Origin of the sequence: Vibrio lamellibrachiae (genome assembly GCF_050337265.1) — a bacterium.
In the GTDB taxonomy this organism is placed as follows: domain Bacteria; phylum Pseudomonadota; class Gammaproteobacteria; order Enterobacterales; family Vibrionaceae; genus Vibrio; species Vibrio kyushuensis.
The window spans coordinates 269,594-289,120 of the sequence record NZ_JAKJSU010000005.1; the positions used below are offsets into that span (position 1 = coordinate 269,594).

A 19,527-nucleotide genomic window follows, 5' to 3' on the forward strand; every position below is an offset into this window, starting at 1 on the left:
AATCCACAATACCCGCCTATCACTGAATTGCTGACAATGTACCAAAGCTTAATTTACTGCCACTTCTTCGCTATAGGTACATTATGGATTCAACCAAACGACGCTTCCTCAACCGACTCGGCGCAGTCAGTGCAGGCGCAGCGCTAATCCCGATAACCGGTATTCAAACCGCTACCGCCAGCACCGTTATTCGTAATAACAATCTACCCGATCGCAAAGGGCAAGTGGGAAAACGTTACGCCATGGCGATAGACCTGCGTAAATGCGTAGGCTGCCAAGCGTGTACCGTTGGATGCTCCATTGAAAACCAAGCTCCGATTGGTCAATTCAGAACCACAGTTAAACAGTACGAAGTGACTCTTGAGGACGGCACGCAAATTCAAAAAGAAGCGAAAGCTTTCATGCTGCCTCGCCTGTGTAATCACTGTGATGATGCGCCTTGTATCAAAGTCTGCCCAGTTCAAGCTACCTTTCAGCGAGAAGATGGCATTGTCATGGTCGACAACGAACGTTGCGTCGCCTGTGCTTATTGCGTTCAGGCCTGCCCTTACGACGCTCGATTCATTAATAAAGAAACATTAACCGCAGACAAGTGTACCTTCTGTGCACACCGGCTAGAAGAAGGCTTGCTGCCCGCTTGTGTTGAAACCTGTGTTGGTGGTGCTCGCGTGATTGGTGACATCAACGATCCTTCTAGCGAAATTAATCGTTTATTAAGCGAAAACAAACAAGACATCAACGTACTGAAACCTGAACAAGATACCAAGCCTCACGTCTTTTACATCGGCATGAACGATCGCTTTGTTAGCCATGTTGAAGGCCAAGCTGCAATTTATGAACCTAAAGGAGAACAGGCATGAACATTACTGAAATCCTAGTGCCCGCTCAAGAGATCGCTTGGCTACCGTGGGCCGTTCAATACTTCTTTTACATTGGCTCTTCCTATGCGGCAGCCATTTTATTTGTGATTGCACTGCTATTGAAAAACCAAACCAGTCACTCGTTTCGCAGCGCATTAGTTCTGGTGATGGCGATTGGCGCAATTGTGGGGCCACTAGCCTTAACGGGTGACCTCCACCAACCTGGGCGAGCATGGCATTTTTACGCCCATCTAACCCCATGGTCATGGATGTCATTAGGCTCAATTTTCCTACCAATATTTTCTGGGTTAACCGTCATTACCGCGTGGTTGTATCTACGTAATGACATTGCAAAACTGCGTGATAACAGCAATCTATTGCTAAGAAAACTGGCGTGGTTAACCCTCGGTAATTGGCAAGTGTCAGCTAAACAACTGCTAGTGGTTGCGATCACCACTGCAATTTCTGGGCTTACCATTGCACTATATACCGGAGCTGAAATCGCGGTTATCGAAAGCCGTTCATTATGGAATCAACCAGCATCCCCATTAATATGGTTTGTTACTTCGTTTTTGGCAGCAGTGGGCTTAACCCTTTTCGTTTGGCGTTTATTCCCTAGTGGCCAAATGCCTATTGAAAAAGCGCTTAATGAAAAAGTACCTAGTGAGCAAAAGAAGCTGACTACGTGTGATACTAAAATCTTGCGAAACACCATAGGTCTCAGTGGAGTTTTAGCGCTCATCCTTGTGCCGATTTGGGCTTCAAACAACCTGACTTTTTCTCTCTATCAAGATAGCCAGTGGATTGCCAATATCGCAATGATGACGACCTCACTACTTGGGTGTTTCGTTCTATCGTTCATGGTATCTCGACTAACAGCAACATGGCTTGGTTGCGCCGCATTATCGTTCACGACTCTTACTGCGGCTTGGGTAACCCGTTGGGTAACCATGATGGAAGTACAAACCATCCCACGTTTTGATGCAGGTTCTTACCCTTACGAGTTGCCTTTAAATGGCTCAGGGCTCCTAGGAATTATCGGCATGATTGGTCTTTGGTTAGCACTTGCTCTGTTTGCATCAGAAGTCGTGTCCACCAGAACGCCATCATCATTATCAAAAAGCAACCCAATGAACAGCCACTAACCCACCAAAGAACGAAGGATTAAACAATGGATAATAAACGTCGCCAATTTTTAAAATCTGGTCTTGCTGTCGGTGGTGTTGGTGCATTCGCTGCAGGTTACGCCACTACAGGCAAACATATGCTAGATGGTGCGCTAACAGGTACTGCTGGGCAAAAAACTCAGCATATTCACCACGGTAATTCTCTAGAAACAGAATACACGGTTAAAGAGAATGGCAAGATCATTCCTAACCCAAACCAACGTGTTGCGCCATCCATGTGCTTTGGCTGCTGGACACTCTGTGGGCTTCGAGTTCGCATTGATAACCGTAACGATGAGATCTTGCGTATATCAGGCAACCCTTACCATCCACTTTCAAACCATGACCACATTCCATTTGAAACGCCAGTTAAAGACGCTTATCTCGGTATGTCTGGTGAAGCGGGACTGAATGGACGCTCCACCGCCTGCGCTCGCGGCAATGGCATGATGGAAATCCGTAACAGCCCATACCGTATTACACAGCCTCTCAAACGAATTGGTAAACGTGGCGAAGGGAAATGGCAACCCATCAGCTATGAGCAACTTATAGAAGAAGTGGTTGAAGGTGGCGATCTTTTTGGTGAGGGTCACGTTGAAGGTTTACGTGCCATTCGTGACATCAACACACCGCTAGATCCAAACAACCCAGAGTATGGACCAAAAGCAAACCAACTGCTGGTGACCAATGCCGGTAACGAAGGGCGCGATGACATTCTAAAGCGCTTTGCGTTTAACAGTTATGGCACACGTAATTTTGGTCATCATGGTTCGTATTGTGGCTACGCATTTAGAGCAGGATCAGGTGCTTTAATGAATGACCTCGACAAGTTTGCGCACTTAAAGCCTGATTTAGACCACGCCGAATACGTTCTCTTTATTGGTATGTCTCCTGCTCAAGCCGGAAACCCATTTAAACGACAAGCACGTCAAATAGCGGAAGCAAGAACCAATGGATCTCTTAGCTACACAATCGTCACACCTAGCCTTCCAGCTGGATCTTCTAGCTTAGCGGCAGGTGATCGTAACAACTGGTTACCGATAAAACCGGGCAGCGATTCGGCGTTAGTTTTGGGTATGATTCAATGGATCATCGACAACAAGCGCTACAACCAAAACTTCCTAGCTCAACCTAGCGCTAATGCTATGAAAGAAGCAGGAACGGCACATTGGTGTAATGCCACTCATCTTGTGATCAGTGATGAAAGTCACCCAAACAACGGACGTATGCTAAGAGCATCGGATATTAGATTAACATTCGATGGAGATCCTAAATCTGACGCCGACTCCTTCATTGTGGTCAACGAAAAGTCTGGTCAATTAACTAAGCACACTCAATCGGATTCAGCGCAATTATTTGTCGAGCAAGAAGTGATGATTGACGGCCAACCAGTTGTGGTTAAATCGTCACTACAACGACTCAAAGAGGAAGCGTTCAAACACGATTTAAGCTTTTATAGCGCGCAATGTGATATCCCTGAGGAGAAGCTCATTGAGCTTGCCACCCGCTTCACAAGCCATGGCACTAAAGCGGTTGTCGATACTCATGGTGGCAACATGCACACCAATGGTTTCTATAACTCGTTCACGATTCTAATGCTTAATGCGTTGATCGGTAATATTAATCTAAAGGGCGGCGCAATGGCCAAAGCAGGTGGTTTTCCAACCTCAGCTGCTGGTCCACGCTATGACTTCACCAAATTCAAAGGTAAAACCAAGCCTCAAGGGATCTTTTTATCTCGCAGTAAATTCCCATACCAAAAAACCAGTGAATACAAACGTAAAGTCGCGGCAGGAGAATCACCCTACCCAACACGTGCGCCTTGGTACCCTATTTCAGCACCACTGCTGACAGAGCACTTATCCGCAGCAATTGATGGCTATCCCTACCGAGCGAAAGCGTGGATAAACCACATGGCAAACCCACTTTATGGCGTTCCGGGTTTAGACAACCTGTTAGGCGAGAAGCTTAAAGATCCAAAACAACTGGGACTGATCGTTTCTGTAGATGCGTTTATTAATGAAACTACCGCTTTATCGGACTATTTAGTGCCCGATACCGTGACTTATGAAAGCTGGGGAACCGCAGTTCCATGGCATGGTGTTTCCACTAAGGCCGTTACGACACGTTGGCCGATTGTTGAACCAAAAACAGAGAAAACAGCCGATGGACGCTCGATCAATCTTGAAAACTTCTTTATCGATGTAGCGAAAAGCATGCAGCTAGGCGGGTTCGGTGACAACGCGATACCGGACAGTAACGGCAATTGGCACGGTATTCATAGCGCGGAAGACTTCTACCTGCGCTCTGCTGCGAATTTAGCCTTTGCCAAAGGTGGCGTGCCGAGTGTGAATGCAGAAGATATTGCATGGTCAGGGTTAGAACGGTTAATGCCACAAATGCAAACCACACTCACCCCAGAAGAAGTGCGTAAAGTCTCGTTTATCTTTGCCCGTGGTGGACGATTCCAAGATGCAACTGAAGCCTACGATAACGAAAAAATGAAACACCGCTGGACTCGTCCACTGGCGATTTGGAATGAGAAACTTGGCTCTTCAATAAACACAATGACAGGTGAAACTTACATCGGCTGCCCTACTTGGCACCCTCAAAAGCTCGCCGATGGAACGCCTTTGGAAGAGAAGTATCCGCAAATTGATTGGCCTTTTAGTTTAACCAATTTCAAATCAAATATTCACAGCGCAGTTTCTAACTTATCACCGCGTTTGGAATCGATTAAAGGCGTAAACCCTGTTTACCTTCATCCATCAGATGCTAGCGCAGCAGGCATCAGCACAGGCGATACTTTTGTGATTGAAACGCCGAGTGCTTCAACGAAAGCGTTAGCTATGGTGGTAGAAGGTATCAAACCCGGAACACTAGGGTTTGAACATGGGTTTGGCCACAAAGAACTGGGTGAAAGGGCTCACTGGATTGGCGACACGCAGCAGCCTGTGAAAATGAAATCCAATGATGGGGTGAACATTAACGATATTGGACTTATCGACACTACTCGAGAAGGAAAAGGGGTCATGCTTGACTGGGTTGTCGGTGCTGCAGCAAGACAAGCATTACCAGCCAAAATACGAAAAGTCTAATAATACACAGTCTTAGAGCTACACAGGGGCATCAATTTGATGCCCCTGTCATCTCATAAGCAGCCATATTGATCTTCCGTGTAACCGTATGGCTCCCTATAACTTTTTATATTTTATATTACATTTTACTTTTTCTGATGTACCTATAGCTGTCACTGTGTTTACTTAATTTCACTTCAATTAATTTCATATAACTCAACTCATTGTCTAGACTGCCAATACCGAAGCGCCTTGTGACTTTCATCACAATCAGCAAGAGAGAAAAGAGTTCATGACCAACCACTTCATCCCATTCTTTACATTCATTGCACTAACCTTAAGTACCAGTTTCTCGGTTCAAGCTTTTGACGCCAAACGATTTAGCGGCAACTTTTCAATTAATACAGGCGTGACATCGTCAAACTCCAATCTCGATACTGAGGGAGACAGCCGCCTTGGCAACATTACTAGCAAGGGCTCAAGCAATACGGACTTTTTCGTCGGGCCATTAGGAAATTTCGAATATAAGTTTGATAAAGAACGCTTTCACAGCGTCTACCTTGGTACTTCTAGAGATGACCTCGCAGTCGGAACCCTTGCCTTTGAGTTGGGTTATCGCTTTACGTCAAGACGAGGGACGAAGCTTGATCTTGCGTTCCTACCCACTATCGTCGCCAATGAAATGTGGTCAGATCCGTATGCGACCGGGAGCGAGAGAGTGACAACGGATGTCGACGGGAGAGCGTATCGATTTAAGTTCACTAACATCATGGAAAGCCGTTTCTCATTTGACATGGCCTACGCTATTGCCAAATTTGATGATGAAGCGATATCTGATCAATCCCTTCATCGTGAGAGTGACAGCCTGTATTACAAAATCCAGCACCTAACAATGCTGACTCCTCACACTGGATTCACCGGCGCTGTTAACGTTATTAATCACGACGCTCAAGGTGACGCGGCGTCGTTCGATCAATACACAGGGGAAGTGACCTATTTTTATAACACGCCTAGACACTTTGTATCTTTAACAGGCAGTTACGGCAACCGAAAATATGACGCTGCACACCCTTACTTTGGCGGACACCGTAAAGACGATATTTATTTCTTATTCTTAGCTTATGAATACAGAGATTTGGAGAACTGGGATAATTGGAGCATCACATCTTTTGCTGGCGCGTCCATCACGACCTCCAATTTTGATTTCTATGAGAGTGATGAGTATCTCATGTCGGTCGGCTTGAATTATCAGTTTTAAATCATCTGTTCTGCAATGTCGCGAAAGGAAAAATCTTGGGATTCACCTTATACAAAGCACAAGAAAGGGGGCCTAAGCCCCCTCGTATTATCTATAAACTCAAACCATGCCTAACGACATTCTATAATTTGATGGTTAATGCCTTCGCAATATTACGTGAGGTCATTTCCACGTTAAATGCTGCTTCTTTAAGCGCTGTCGGTAAATCTGTCGCGCCAAGCACAACACTGTATGCCGCATCAATGCCGTGCTCATGAACAACTTCGCAATCTGCAGCCGTTGATCCAGCAATAGCAATCACAGGTAAACCAAATTGTTTCGCGGTGCGAGCAACACCAACCGGTGTTTTACCATGAATAGTTTGGCTATCAATACGGCCTTCACCAGTGATAACTAGATTGGCATCTTTCACAACATCAGAAAGGTTAACCGCATCCATAACAATGTTGATACCAGGGCGAAGGTCTGCGTCAAACAAACCAATCAAAGCAGCGCCGAGACCACCAGCAGCACCTGATCCTGGAATATCTTTCACGTCTTTATCCGTTGCTTGGTAAATAATCTTGGCATAGTGCGCAAGGTTAGAATCTAGCTTTTCAACCATCTCTGGTGTTGCGCCCTTTTGAGGTCCAAAAACACTTGAAGCGCCCTTTGGCCCGCAAAGTGGATTATCAACATCACAAGCCGCCTCTAACGTTACCGTTTTCAAGCGAGGATCAAGCTGTGACAAATCAATCGTAGTTAGACGATGCAAACTGCCACCACCAAAGGCTAAGTCGATACCATTTTCATCAAGCAGCTTAGCGCCTAATGCCTGCGCCATACCTATGCCACCGTCGTTAGTCGCACTGCCGCCTAAGCCAATAATGATATGCTTCACGCCTTTATCGAGCGCGCCTTTAATTAATTCGCCTGTTCCATATGAAGTGGTTATTAGTGGATTGCGTTTATTGCGTTCAACAAGGTCAAGACCAGAAGCCGCAGCCATTTCGATAATGGCCGTCGAACCGTCACCCACTAGGCCAAAGAAACCTTCAACGGTATCTCCCAGCGGGCCTGTAACTCGTTGCTTAACAATAACACCACCTGTTGCATCAACGAGTGATTGAACAGTACCTTCGCCGCCATCAGCCATTGGCAACTTCACATACTCTGCATTAGGCATGATTTTTTTGAAACCACGCTCAATAGCCGTTGCCACTTCCATTGCCGTTAAACTTTCTTTGTACGAATCCGGTGCAATAACCACTTTCATAGGATCTTCCTGATTTTTATAATTATAAAAGGACTAAGCTTAAGATGTAGACAAGCGTCATTGCCGTTACACCTTGAACCAAAGTCGCCATTGTCTGGGCACGATACGCCAGCCCTACCGACATACGGCTAAATTGAGATACCACCCAAAAGAAGCTGTCGTTGGCATGTGAAACTGTCATTGCACCTGCTCCTATCGCCATTACTGTTAGTACTCGACCCATTTCAGAATCAAGACCAAGCTGAGCGAGTAGAGGCGCAACCAATGCTGAGGTAGTCACTAGTGCAACCGTTGATGACCCTTGCGCAGATTTTAATGCCGCTGCTACGATGAATGGCATAAAGATACCAACACCTAGAGCCGATAACGTTGTGCCTAGGTAGTCACCCAGTGGCGTTGCTTTAAGTACTGCACCAAACGCACCACCTGCACCAGTGATTAGTAGAATAGGTGCAGCAGCAGTAATACCTTGATTAATACGCTCACCAAATTCGGCAATCTTATCGCTTGTTTTTAATAGACGTGTCGCAAGCAATAGACCAATAATCAACGCCGTTAATGGCTGGCCTAAGAAGTTAAGCGTGTCATAGATAAACCCTTCGCCAAGTGGAAGTGATGGGAATCGTGCAATTGAACCAAAACAGATAAGTAAAATAGGTACAAAAATGGGTGCAAACGCCTGACTTGCTGTAGGAAGTTCGCCATAAGATGCTTTAAGTGTCTTCCAATCTTGGTTAGCTTCGGCTAGTTCATCAACTTGGCCATCGGGCTCAACATCTTTAAATCGGTTTGCCCACAACATCCCCGCAAGAGCAGCAACCGCAGCAACGAAGACACCAACACCGATAACTAAACCTAAGTTAGATTCCAAACCGAGGTTACCTGCAGCAGCGATAGGTCCCGGAGTCGGCGGCACAAAGGTGTGAGTCGCATAAAGGCCCGCCGCAAGCGCAACACTCATAGCAACACTAGACGTTTTTAGGCGATTCGCTAACGACTCTTTTAATGAGTTGAGGATGACGAAGCCAGAATCACAGAAAACAGGAACAGAAACGATGTAACCAATAATCGTCATCGTTAGTGTTGGGTAACGCTCACCAAGAACCTTGATAACCGTGTCTGCCATGGTAATCGCAGCGCCACTTTTTTCCAAAATTACACCGATGATCGTACCAAGTACAATAACCAGACCGATGTAACCTAATATTCCACCAAAGCCTGAAGCAATAGTTTTCGCGATACTCTCTGGTGGTAAGCCATAGGCGAACGCTGCTAAAAATGCCGCCAGTATCAACGCCAAAAATGGGTGTACTTTATATTTAGTGGTTGAAAGGACGATAAATGCTATCACCCCCAACAGTATCAAGATAAGTGTCATGATAATTCCTTGTTCATTATATATTTTTCAGCAGTATCGCATCATTGCTTATGCTGGGTGAGTCTGTAGGGACATCACCATTATCAAGATATACTGCCTATATTCCTTTAGGCACATTAACAAATTATTGACAATTATAACGTTTAACTTTGTGCGCACGCACAAATTAGGTACTAATCCTTAATGGTTTTAAGCGCCAAATAGAGCTGAATCATATCCTCTAACTTATTGATATTTAAACCAGTAACTTCACTAACCTTATCCAACCTGTACCTAAGCGTATTTCTATGTATATGTAACAGTTTACAAGTTTGCGCCATGTCGCAGTTTTGATCGAAATATTGGTTAAGAGTTCGAGTTAGCGTCCCCTTATTATCGTGATCCATTAATAAGTTCACCGGATTCATGAGCTGTTCTTTTTTCCAAGAATCTTGCTTTAAGCTACTAATAAAGACTGAAAGCTTATGATCACCAAAAAACAGGGCACTCTTCGATGTGGGCATACAAGAATCTAGTGTGGCTTTCGCCGTTTCATACGACCGAGCCAATCCTGTTAACCCTGTGAAATAGCCACCAACGAAAATCTGAATGGCAAAGTCACACTCTTTCTTTGCCCGTTTAATCAGTTTTTCTACCCGTTTTTTTTCAACATCAATGCACCACTGGTCTTCTTTTATTGTGATGGGTTTTAGCACCACCACTTCATTATTTGATACAGATACAATGCCGACAATGTTATCCCGCTCAGGGTACTCCAATAAATTCACCAGCTTTTGCAATTGTGCTTGGGTAACGGGTTCATTTAACTTGGGTACCACTCTGACTAACGCTGCCACTCTAGGCTGTACAAGATCCAAATCAAGACGCTCAGCGATGGACATCAACTGGTTGTCATTAAGGCTCGACCCTTCTATTAACTGTCTTAACAGCTCTTCTCTATGACGGTTATTCCACTGCATTTGAGCCATCATTGCAGCTTGCTCAACAATCAATTCCGCCGTCATCTGAACCAATTCGCCAAAACTTCTCACGTCATCAGGAACCCCTGAAACGCCAACGACACCAATCACTTTCTCTTGATAAACGATTGGGAGGTTAATCCCCTCTTTCACGCCAATCAGCGTACTGGCAACGGTTTTGTTGATCTCTACCGTTCGGTTGTCATGAATGGCAAGTAGCGCCCCTTCATGGGTTCGATGCAATCGAGCAGGGTCGCTGGAACCAATGATCTGACCATTTTCATCCATTACATTGACTGGGTATTGAATGATCTTACTTGCTCTTTCTACAATCTGACGCGCGATCAGTGAATTTAACTGCATGACGGAAGCTCTTAATATTAATCAGTTTTCAGTATATCCAAACTGGGCTGATATTTTTGTTCTTAGTAAAAATTATATTCAAACCATACTCTTTCACTTCAATCTCACACTTGCGTTTGTAAACTCAGAGAACTCAAGTGACGGCCCCGTAAAATATTGATAACTTAATGATCTAACGTCGCTAACTCTGTCTCTCTTTTGGAAAAGGATTCCCATGTTCGAGCAAGTGATTAATATTCTATTCCCCGTCTTTGCTCTTGCGTTCGCAGGCTTTGCTATTGGCCGTTGGCTAAAGCCTGATTTTCAACCCATTAATCAGATCAACATGAACGTCTGTATTCCAGCGTTGGTGTTTGCTTCGTTAGCCACCATGCAACTCGATACTGAGCAGCTGCCTCTCATTTACGCTTCTTTAGTAGCTATATTGATACCCGGCCTATTAATGGTTCCAATATGTAAAATTTTTAAGTTAAATTTTAAGGCTTGGGCTCCACCGCATATGTTTCGTAATAGCGGTAACTTGGCTATTCCACTATTTACCTATACCTTCGGTGATGCTGCATTGGCACCTGCAGTTTTACTCTTTGTAATGTCTGCCTGTGTTCACATCAGTATTGGTTTAGCGTTGCTCAGTACAGGAAACCCTTTTAAACAAATTATCACCATGCCTGTATTTTTAGCCGCTTCTCTTGCCATGTTTTTAAACCTATCCGGAATTACGGTTTGGAACCCTTTGTATGAAGCAAGCTCATTACTGGGCCAAGCTGCTGTGCCTATTATGCTGCTATCTCTTGGGTCCCAAATGGTAAATCTACGCATCAGTGGACTCAAAGTTGGACTGCTTTGCACTGTACAGTCACTGACCACCGGAATCGTGGCGTTTGCCATTATTTACTTTTTCATTCCGCTGCCAGCGCTGCACCTACAAATGATGGTGCTGTTTACCATGCTACCGCCCGCTGTGATGAATTACCTGTTTGCAGAGCGTTTTAATGTCGAGCCTGGTAACGTTGCATCGATGGTCTTATTTGGTAATTTTTTAAGCGTTATTACCTTGCCTATTTTGCTTCTGTTCGCGCTTTCTTTGTAAACCACAGAGCCTAGCATCAATTAAACTGCTCACAGAGTGCTCTAAAGATTCCAAAATTATCCTAAATCCTAATAAACATGGGCACTCTAGACTTTCTGCCTAGCCCCTGTTTGTCCTTATACCCACTGTCTATTCTTACTTTTTATCATTTTAATTTACTCGTCACTCTCAACAACCAATGACAAAGTTCCATAAATCGGAACACGATATTCCATAAACGGCAATTCACATGAGAGGCAGTAACGAATGAAAAAGTACGCAATGATCACGGGAACAACTGGCGGAATCGGTAGCGAAATTTGTCAGCAGTTCCTTGATGCAAACTATCACGTCATCGCTTTATCAAACTCTTTTGAAAACTTTGTATTTAACGATCATGAAAGAGTGTTGTGTGTCGATTTTGACCTTACCGATATCGCGAGTATTCCTAACCTTATTGATTCTTTACCTGCTGTCGATACATTGGTTAACAACGCAGGCGTTATGATCTCTGCACCTTATGAAAACTACCCATTATCAAAGCAAGAGCTCACCATTAAAGTCAACTTAGAAGCGCCCATCGCATTGATCACCGAAGTGTCTAAAAATATGAAACGTAAAGGACATGGGCGAATCGTTAATAACGCATCTATTGCGGGTCACATTGGTCACCCAGACATTTGGTATGGCGTCACTAAAGCGGGCTTAATTAACGCAACCAAAAGCTTCGCTAAATTACTGGGTTCGTATGGCATAACCGTTAATGCGATCGCAAGCGGTCCGGTAATGACACCGATGATGGAATCAATTGCTAAAGAACGTTTAGACCAAATCAAAGCATCCGCTTTAACCGGCCGTTTTGCTAAGCCTCAGGAAGTAGCTCAAACCATTACTTGGTTAGGGACAGAAAGCCCACAGTACATTAATGGCAGTACCATCGATATTAACGATGGGGCTTATCTGAGATAATCTCAGCGCTTGGTATTTACCGTGGCATCGCCTTCTTACTTACAGCAATGTCACGGTAATTTTACGAAGAACTTCGTCGCTGTTGTTTATGGTTATTGAATAACAGCGCCTTGTTCTACCCACTCTCCGATAAGCGTACGCTCGTCATCTGTCATCTGAGTTAGGTTTCCAAGAGGCATTACTTTTGTCTGTACTGATTGAGCCATGATTCTTGGTACATTGATTTTGATCTCTTCAGGTGTATCTAACACCACTCCACCCGGCGCCGTTTGAAAGGCTGCGTGAGTTGGGCTTGCTGAGTGACACACAGAACAACGTTCTTGTATGACCTGATTTATCGCATCAAACTTCACTTGATCTCCAGCATGACCCGCACTTGAAGCCAATTGAGTATCTGAACCTTGCGCTGCTGAATCTAATGATTGAGTTTGTTCTGTTTTTGCTTTCGCAACAGGTGCCATCGTTTTATTTGCATAAGGCGATGTAACAAACGCGAGTGTAATCATACCTAGAGCCGCAACAGGCACTGTCCATGCGTACTTCTGACTGCCGTGGCGAGTGTTGAAGTAGTGGCGAACCAAGATGCTAAAGACAGATAGCCCAGCAAGGATCGCCCAGTTGTAGGCTGAACCATATGTGCTTGGGAAGTGGTTACTGATCATGATGAACAGTACTGGTAACGTCAGGTAGTTATTGTGACGCGAACGCAATAGACCTTTCGCTGGCAATGCAGGATCGGGTTCTCTGTTCTCTTCAATTGCTTTAACCAAGTTACGCTGCGCTGGCATGATAATACGGAATACGTTACCGACCATTATCGTACCAATGATTGCGCCTACGTGGATATAAGCACCGCGACCACTGAACACTTGAGACAAGCCGTATGCTGCGCCAACTAAGCTTAAGAATAAGACGAAGCCAAGCAGTTCTGGTTTTTTACCAAGTGGAGAGTCACACAAGAAATCGTAGACAAACCAACCCGCCACTAAAGCGCCAATACCAATCGCTACAGCTGTTGTTGAGTCAAGACCTGAACCCGGTGCAATTAGGTAAATTTCTGCGTTGAGGTAGTAAACCACCCCTAACAAACATACCCCTGTGATCCACGTAAAGTACGCTTCCCACTTAAACCAATGAAGATGTTCTGGCATTTCTGGTGGAGCAAGTTTGTATTTCTCTAGGTGATAAATACCACCACCGTGAATTGCCCATAAATCACCAGCCAATCCTGTTTTAGGGTTAACTCGGTTTAAGTTGTTTTCCAACCATACAAAGTAGAATGATGCGCCAATCCATGCGACACCAACTATCATATGAGCCCAGCGAATTGCTAGGTTCAGCCATTCAGTAATATGCGGATCCATAATTTACTCCTTTAATGCACCTGCGCTTTAGTTCGTTGTTTCTTCGTCTATTAGTCAGACGTTTAATTCGCTACAGCGAGCTGCTTTTCATCCTGATTATTTACACTAGGGAGGTCATCCAAATGCAAAGAGACTAAATTGTCTTCAAAATGCACTTCATCACAGTTATTGCCCTCTCCTGCTCGATCTACGATTAGAAAACGATCTTGAGCAGTCAATGCCAATACTGGGTGATGCCAAACCCCTTTTAAGTAGTTCACACCTTGCTTGCCGTTACTTAAAAAAGCACGACACTGTGATAGGCTTGGGTTGTCGCCTTTTGGAGCGACAACCAGTAGATAAGGCTGACCAAGTAGCGGAATAAAAGCTTGAGAGCCTAACGGATGTCTTTCAAGCATTTTGATCGTCAATGGGTATTCAAGCGGTGTTGCTTCAAAAATACTCATGATGGTTTGACCGCCTTGCTCTTCAACATCCGCACTCGCCAATTTATGAAAACGTTTAGTTGAACCGTTATTTATCATGAAGAAATCACTGTTTTCAGCTTCAATGACGTCCCCAAATTCAGCAAATGCTGCTTTTGTTAATGGCTCTATTTCTAAACGTGATAGTTCAAGTTGACGATTGCCGTTACTCATTTAGTTTCCCTTTATTCACTTGTTACTTAGTTGCTACCTAATAACTACTTTGTCTTATGCTTTTACTTTGAGGCTTTAGTACCGAATAAACGTAAACGACTGATACCACCATCTGGGAAGATATTAAGTCGAACGTGTGTAATCGCACCAAGGTCCTTCACTTGCTCATTGAACTCATGTAGCTCATGCGCTGATAGCTTTTGAGCAGGTAATAGCTCGCGCCAAAATAAACTCTGAGTCTCTACTTGATCGTCTGTTCCGCCGCTGACGTATGCCGCTTGAATCGAACAGCTGTCTGGGAAGTTACCCTTGAAGTGAGCGGTATCAACCACTACTCGTTCGATATTCGCAGAGTGGCCAAGTGCCACGATTACCCAATCATTACCAGGCGTACGACGACGAGCCGTTTCCCAGCCGTCACCCATGTTTTCACCACGACCAGGGCCTAAAATGTTTGCTTTGGTTCCATAGTGCTCATCACTACATGCCAGTGCACGACCGCCATTTTCTACCGCTGCGAAATCAAGTTGCTGAGAAGCACTTAGGTTGTCCCAATCAACACTTGGACGACCGTAGATACGTAGACGCGCAACACCACCATCAGGATAAATGTTCAGGCGAACGTGCGTGTACACTTTGTCACTGTCGATTTCGGTTAGGTGATGCTTGTCGCCTTGAAGACTAGTAGAAGCAATAATTTCATCCCACTCTTGCGAATCAGAAGGCGCACCTTCAGGGCTGAAACATGCATCTAAAGACGCTGACGGCGGGAAGTTACCTGTGAACCATGTTGTATCGATGTCCACACCAGCAATCGTTCCAGCTAGGCCAAGCTTTACTACACAGTAATCGTAACCTTCACCACGCTTACGACGGCTTTCCCAGCCATCCATCCACTTACCATTATCGTCATAAACATCGTCTTTCCACTCAGGGGCTTCACGGCGTAGCATGCGAGATTTGTCTGCAAAGAAATCATCGGTTGCAAAAAGTGCTTCTGCGCCTAGACGTTCGTCCGCTAAGTTTGTGTAATCTTGAAAGCCCGTTGCTTGTTCGAGTTGTTGAGTCATTCGTTTAGATCCTATCCAATTGTTCAATTAATAATAAAATGAGTATCGAGGGCTTTATCTAAGCGCTCGCTTTTGGCCGAAATAGTTGTCGCTGGTGACTTACATATCTCGGAGGCGAAACAGAGCAATCTTATTGATTTCTTGTATCGCAGTAGCAAACTCAGTTTCACTATCATTGCCTAATCGCTTCTCGAACGACTCGAGAATTTGGTAACGATTGGCCCCCTTAACCGCCATGATAAAGGGGAAGTTGAAGCGACTTTTGTAGCTATCGTTATAGGTGGTAAATTTAGTGAACTCTTGCGGTGAGCATTGATCTATGCCCGCGCCAGCTTGCTCTGATGTTGATGCAGCTGTAAGTTCACCGTCAATGGCTGCTCGCCCTGCTAAATCCGGGTGAGCATTAATGAGTGCTAACTGTTTCTTTTGGTCAGCGTTAAGCAGTGATGAAGCCATTTTTAAATGTAAGCTTTCTACATTGTTATCTTCATCACTAAGCCCTTGTTCAAATACGATTTGCGCCACCCAAGGGCTATGCTCATATACATCAGCAAAATGAGAAACAAATGCTTCTTTATCCATTTGGGTTGGCTTACAAAATCTAAACTGGGTCATTTCGCCCTCCTTGAGCATTAATGATGATTATTTTGAATATGGGTGCACTTCGTGCCAGTGTTTTGCAATATCGACACGGCGCGTTAACCACACTCGGTCGTGCTGTTTTACGTAATCTAAGAATTTACGCAGTGCTGCGATTCGACCTGGGCGACCGATCAATCGGCAATGAAGGCCAACGGACATCATTTTTGGCGCTGTTTCACCTTCCAAGTACAACGTATCGAACGTGTCTTTCAGGTATTGATAGAACTGCTCGCCACTGTTAAAGCCTTGAACAGTCGAGAAGCGCATATCATTGGCGTCTAACGTATAAGGTATAACAAGCTGCGGCTTATCGCCGTCTGTATGCCAATATGGAAGATCGTCGTCGTAAGCATCAGAGTCGTATAAGAAGCCACCTTCATCTGCCACAAGTTGACGCGTGTTTGGACCGGTTCTTCCCGTGTACCAACCTACCGGGCGTGACCCTGTCACCTGCTCAATGATATCAATGGCTTTACTCATGTGTTCACGTTCAAGATCTTTATCCATGTATTGATAATCAATCCAACGATAACCGTGGCTGCAAATCTCATGGCCAGCCTTAACCATTGCTTTAGCAACATCAGGGTAGCGCTCAATTGCCATCGCTACTGCGAATACGGTAAGTGGAATCTCATACTCATCAAACAGACGTAATACGCGCCATACACCTGCTCGGCTACCGTACTCGTAAATCGATTCCATGCTGATGTGGCGTTCGCCTTTGATTGGCTGCGCTGATGGGATCTCTGATAAGAAAGCTTCTGACTCTCCATCACCATGAAGTACACATCGTTCACCACCTTCTTCATAGTTAAGAACAAATGAAATGGCGATCTTGGCGTTATTAGGCCAGTGGGGATGAGGTGGATTCGGGCCGTAGCCTACTAAATCTCGGGAATAATCCTTATTCATCCAAATGCTCCTTGCTCGATTCTTTTAAGAAACCGTTATTAATAAAAGAAACAATGCTAATTGAAGAGTTAATTCTCAATTCAATAATCAGACTGCTTCTACAAACTTCATACTTACATTGTATACAATTTTTTATTTTAATGTAAAGAAATTGTTTATTAAGTTAATTAACTTAAAATCACACCCACTTTTCAATAACTTATGAACAACCTAACACATGATTGTTAGTAACTTCTGTGAGAGAGTACCGATAAAATCATCTTTTCAACGTAACAAACCTGCAACATTAAGCTTTACTATTTCAAAAATTGTGTACATATTAATATCACAGCATTACGAACAACGATTTGTTTGTTGTTTGTAGAGAGAATGAATTTGTAAAAGATCTCGATTAACAAAAGCTATCAAGGAGTGCGCTACCGCGCAGAGTCACAATGGGAAAACTAACTACACACGTACTAGATACAATGAAAGGTACACCAGGCTCAGAAATCAAAGTGGAACTATTCAAGTTTGATGGTGAGCAATATCAACCGATTGGTCAGACATTTACTAATGATGATGGCCGTACCAATAAACCATTATTGGAAGACGAACAGTTTGTTCCGGGGAAATATCAATTGGTCTTTCATGTCGCAAGTTACTTTGAGGGACAAGGCGTTAATCTAGATGACGTTCCTTTTCTTGATGATGTCGTGATCCGATTCGGGCTTAGTGATGAAGACTCTCACTATCATGTGCCTTTACTCGTTTCGCCATACAGTTTTTCAACCTACCGAGGTAGCTGATTTACGCCGAAAGTATCGGTAACTGCAACACACTTATTTCATCTAAAACAGTTCCGCTAGCTGTTTATCTAATAGATTTTCACCTATTAGCTATTTGGTAACGAGCTCAGTAACGAGCAGCTCAACAGCGGGATATAACTTAATAATATTGTTACGATTTTTACAGAATCAATAACGGAATATAAATAAGAAAAAGGACTAGCTGCAATGAATGACAGTAAAGCAGATGTACTCAACGAACAACCGTCAAACGGTTTGTTAGAGCGCTTTTTTAAAATTAAAGCACATGGAAGTAGTATTAAAAACGAGCTACTGGGCGGCGTAACAACGTTTGCAACGATGGCTTATATTATCTTTGTTAACCCTCAAATCATGGCCGCTTCAGGAATGGACCAAGGCGCTGTCTTTGTTGCTACCTGTATCGGTGCTGCAATCGGCTGTATCTTGATGGGTCTATTCGCGAACTGGCCTGTTGGTCTTGCTCCGGGTATGGGGCTTAACGCCTTCTTCTCTTTTACTGTTGTAAGTGAAATGGGTTATAGCTGGGAAGTCGCGCTAGGTGCGGTATTCATCTCTGGTATCCTCTTTGTTGGAATGAGCTTTTACAAAATTCGCGAGTGGATTATAGAAAGTATTCCTCACAGCTTGCGCTACGCAATGACTGCGGGGGTTGGTCTGTTCCTTGGCCTTATCGGTCTTCAAACAGCAGGCATCGTCGTTAAAAACCCAGCAACTCTAGTATCACTAGGTGATTTCACTAACCCTAATGCACTGCTTGCTGCCGTTGCTTTCTTAATCATTGCTGTATTAAGTGAAAGACGCGTTTTCGGCGCGGTACTTATCGGTATTTTAAGTGTTACATTGATTGGTATGGGTCTTGGCCTTGTTCAATATGATGGATTTTTCGCAGCTCCACCAAGCATTGCGCCTACCTTCATGGCAATGGACATCGCAGGTGCATTTAACATCTCGATGGTCAGCGTTATCCTAGCTTTCTTGTTTGTTAACATGTTTGATACTGCCGGTACATTGATGGGTGTTGCTGACCGTGCAAACCTTATCAACAAAGACACAGGCCGTATCGAAGGTTTGAGCAAAGCGCTTAAAGCCGACAGTATTGCAAGTGTTGCGGGTGCATGTGTAGGTTGTCCACCAGTGACTAGTTACGTAGAAAGTGCGGCGGGTGTAGCTGCAGGTGCTCGTACAGGTCTATCGGCTATCGTTGTTGGCCTGCTATTTATTGCGGCTATCTTCTTATCGCCACTGGCTGGAATGATCCCTGCTTACGCAACATCAGGCGCTCTTATTTACGTTGCATTCGTAATGATGAGCAGCATGCAACACATTGATTGGAAAGACTTTACTAACGGTGCTCCTGCCGCTATTACCGCACTTATGATGCCATTAACGTTCTCTATCGCTAACGGTATTGCACTAGGCTTCATTACCTACACGGTTCTAAAAGTTGCGACAGGTAAAACGAAAGATGTTTCTATCTCGATGTATATCTTGACGGCAATCTTCGTCGCTAAGCTTATTTACATCTAACCACCTCTGAGCAATTCAAAATAAGCCAGTTCTCTTCTTAGATTGTTAAGGGAAAACTGGCTTTTAATTGGGCTCGCTCTACTTTAAAGCTCGCCCGCTGTTGGGCAGTTATGTTGCTCGTCAAAGCAGTGGTAAACAGCTTTATTGATAAGTCCTGCGCTCTAACACAACTAAATACCCGAACTCTGCTTAATGATGGGCATCGCCCCTT

At 44.3% G+C, this 19,527-nt stretch carries 16 protein-coding genes; 8 read left to right on the top strand and 8 right to left on the bottom strand.

Annotated features, from left to right (window positions below; all coding sequences use genetic code 11):
• The first annotated feature begins 83 nt into the window (after window positions 1–83).
• The 4 genes from dsrO to L4C54_RS06815 all read left to right on the top strand — a co-directional run bounded on the left by dsrO (window position 84) and on the right by L4C54_RS06815 (window position 6,361).
• A complete protein-coding gene (gene dsrO, locus L4C54_RS06800; protein WP_428807576.1) occupies window positions 84–860 on the top strand; it encodes a sulfate reduction electron transfer complex DsrMKJOP subunit DsrO in 777 nt (258 codons plus the stop codon).
• The gene (gene nrfD / locus L4C54_RS06805) at window positions 857–2,005 is read left to right on the top strand and encodes an NrfD/PsrC family molybdoenzyme membrane anchor subunit (RefSeq protein ID WP_428807577.1); all 1,149 of its coding nucleotides are present in this window, start codon (window positions 857–859) and stop codon (window positions 2,003–2,005) included. The genes dsrO and nrfD overlap by 4 nt, the downstream gene beginning before the upstream one ends.
• Window positions 2,006–2,031: 26 nt before the next feature.
• Window positions 2,032–5,124: a tetrathionate reductase subunit A gene (locus tag L4C54_RS06810; protein ID WP_428807578.1), complete on the top strand. Its 3,093-nt coding sequence runs from the start codon at window positions 2,032–2,034 to the stop codon at window positions 5,122–5,124.
• A 271-nt stretch (window positions 5,125–5,395) separates the two neighbouring features.
• Entirely contained in the window at window positions 5,396–6,361 is a 966-nt protein-coding gene (locus tag L4C54_RS06815) for a DUF2860 family protein (RefSeq protein WP_428807579.1), read from the top strand.
• Between the two features lie 121 nt (window positions 6,362–6,482).
• Here the strand turns inward: L4C54_RS06815 and L4C54_RS06820 are convergent, their stop codons facing one another.
• From L4C54_RS06820 to L4C54_RS06830, 3 genes are all read right to left on the bottom strand, one after another.
• Window positions 6,483–7,616 carry a glycerate kinase gene (locus tag L4C54_RS06820; protein WP_428807580.1) on the bottom strand — a complete coding sequence of 378 codons (1,134 nt, stop codon included), beginning with the start codon at window positions 7,614–7,616 and terminating at the stop codon, window positions 6,483–6,485.
• 22 nt (window positions 7,617–7,638) lie between these two features.
• Window positions 7,639–8,994, bottom strand: coding sequence for a GntP family permease (locus L4C54_RS06825; RefSeq protein WP_428807581.1), 1,356 nt, complete (start codon window positions 8,992–8,994; stop codon window positions 7,639–7,641).
• 173 nt (window positions 8,995–9,167) lie between these two features.
• The gene (locus L4C54_RS06830) at window positions 9,168–10,316 is read right to left on the bottom strand and encodes a sugar diacid recognition domain-containing protein (protein ID WP_428807582.1); all 1,149 of its coding nucleotides are present in this window, start codon (window positions 10,314–10,316) and stop codon (window positions 9,168–9,170) included.
• A gap of 214 nt (window positions 10,317–10,530) precedes the next feature.
• Between L4C54_RS06830 and L4C54_RS06835 the strand changes: the two genes are divergently transcribed.
• Window positions 10,531–11,406 (top strand): AEC family transporter, encoded by an 876-nt coding sequence (locus tag L4C54_RS06835; protein WP_428807583.1) that lies wholly within the window; start codon window positions 10,531–10,533, stop codon window positions 11,404–11,406.
• A 246-nt stretch (window positions 11,407–11,652) separates the two neighbouring features.
• Window positions 11,653–12,354, top strand: coding sequence for an SDR family NAD(P)-dependent oxidoreductase (locus tag L4C54_RS06840; RefSeq protein WP_428807584.1), 702 nt, complete (start codon window positions 11,653–11,655; stop codon window positions 12,352–12,354).
• 92 nt (window positions 12,355–12,446) lie between these two features.
• On the opposite strand, the gene L4C54_RS06845 is transcribed toward L4C54_RS06840, so the two are convergent.
• The 5 genes from L4C54_RS06845 to puuE all read right to left on the bottom strand — a co-directional run bounded on the left by L4C54_RS06845 (window position 12,447) and on the right by puuE (window position 16,980).
• Window positions 12,447–13,718: a urate hydroxylase PuuD gene (locus L4C54_RS06845; RefSeq protein WP_428807585.1), complete on the bottom strand. Its 1,272-nt coding sequence runs from the start codon at window positions 13,716–13,718 to the stop codon at window positions 12,447–12,449.
• A gap of 62 nt (window positions 13,719–13,780) precedes the next feature.
• Window positions 13,781–14,356 (bottom strand): ureidoglycolate lyase, encoded by a 576-nt coding sequence (locus tag L4C54_RS06850; protein ID WP_428807586.1) that lies wholly within the window; start codon window positions 14,354–14,356, stop codon window positions 13,781–13,783.
• 62 nt (window positions 14,357–14,418) lie between these two features.
• Window positions 14,419–15,426, bottom strand: a complete 1,008-nt coding sequence (gene alc / locus L4C54_RS06855) for an allantoicase (RefSeq protein ID WP_428807587.1) — start codon at window positions 15,424–15,426, stop codon at window positions 14,419–14,421.
• Between the two features lie 99 nt (window positions 15,427–15,525).
• A complete protein-coding gene (gene uraD / locus L4C54_RS06860; RefSeq protein WP_428807588.1) occupies window positions 15,526–16,041 on the bottom strand; it encodes a 2-oxo-4-hydroxy-4-carboxy-5-ureidoimidazoline decarboxylase in 516 nt (171 codons plus the stop codon).
• 27 nt (window positions 16,042–16,068) lie between these two features.
• The gene (gene puuE, locus L4C54_RS06865; RefSeq protein WP_428807589.1) at window positions 16,069–16,980 is read right to left on the bottom strand and encodes an allantoinase PuuE; all 912 of its coding nucleotides are present in this window, start codon (window positions 16,978–16,980) and stop codon (window positions 16,069–16,071) included.
• A gap of 434 nt (window positions 16,981–17,414) precedes the next feature.
• Here puuE and uraH point away from each other — a divergent pair, with 434 nt between their 5' ends.
• Entirely contained in the window at window positions 17,415–17,768 is a 354-nt protein-coding gene (uraH, locus tag L4C54_RS06870) for a hydroxyisourate hydrolase (RefSeq protein ID WP_428799939.1), read from the top strand.
• Window positions 17,769–17,975: 207 nt separating this feature from the next.
• Window positions 17,976–19,316: an NCS2 family permease gene (locus L4C54_RS06875; RefSeq protein WP_428799938.1), complete on the top strand. Its 1,341-nt coding sequence runs from the start codon at window positions 17,976–17,978 to the stop codon at window positions 19,314–19,316.
• Window positions 19,317–19,527 lie beyond the last annotated feature (211 nt).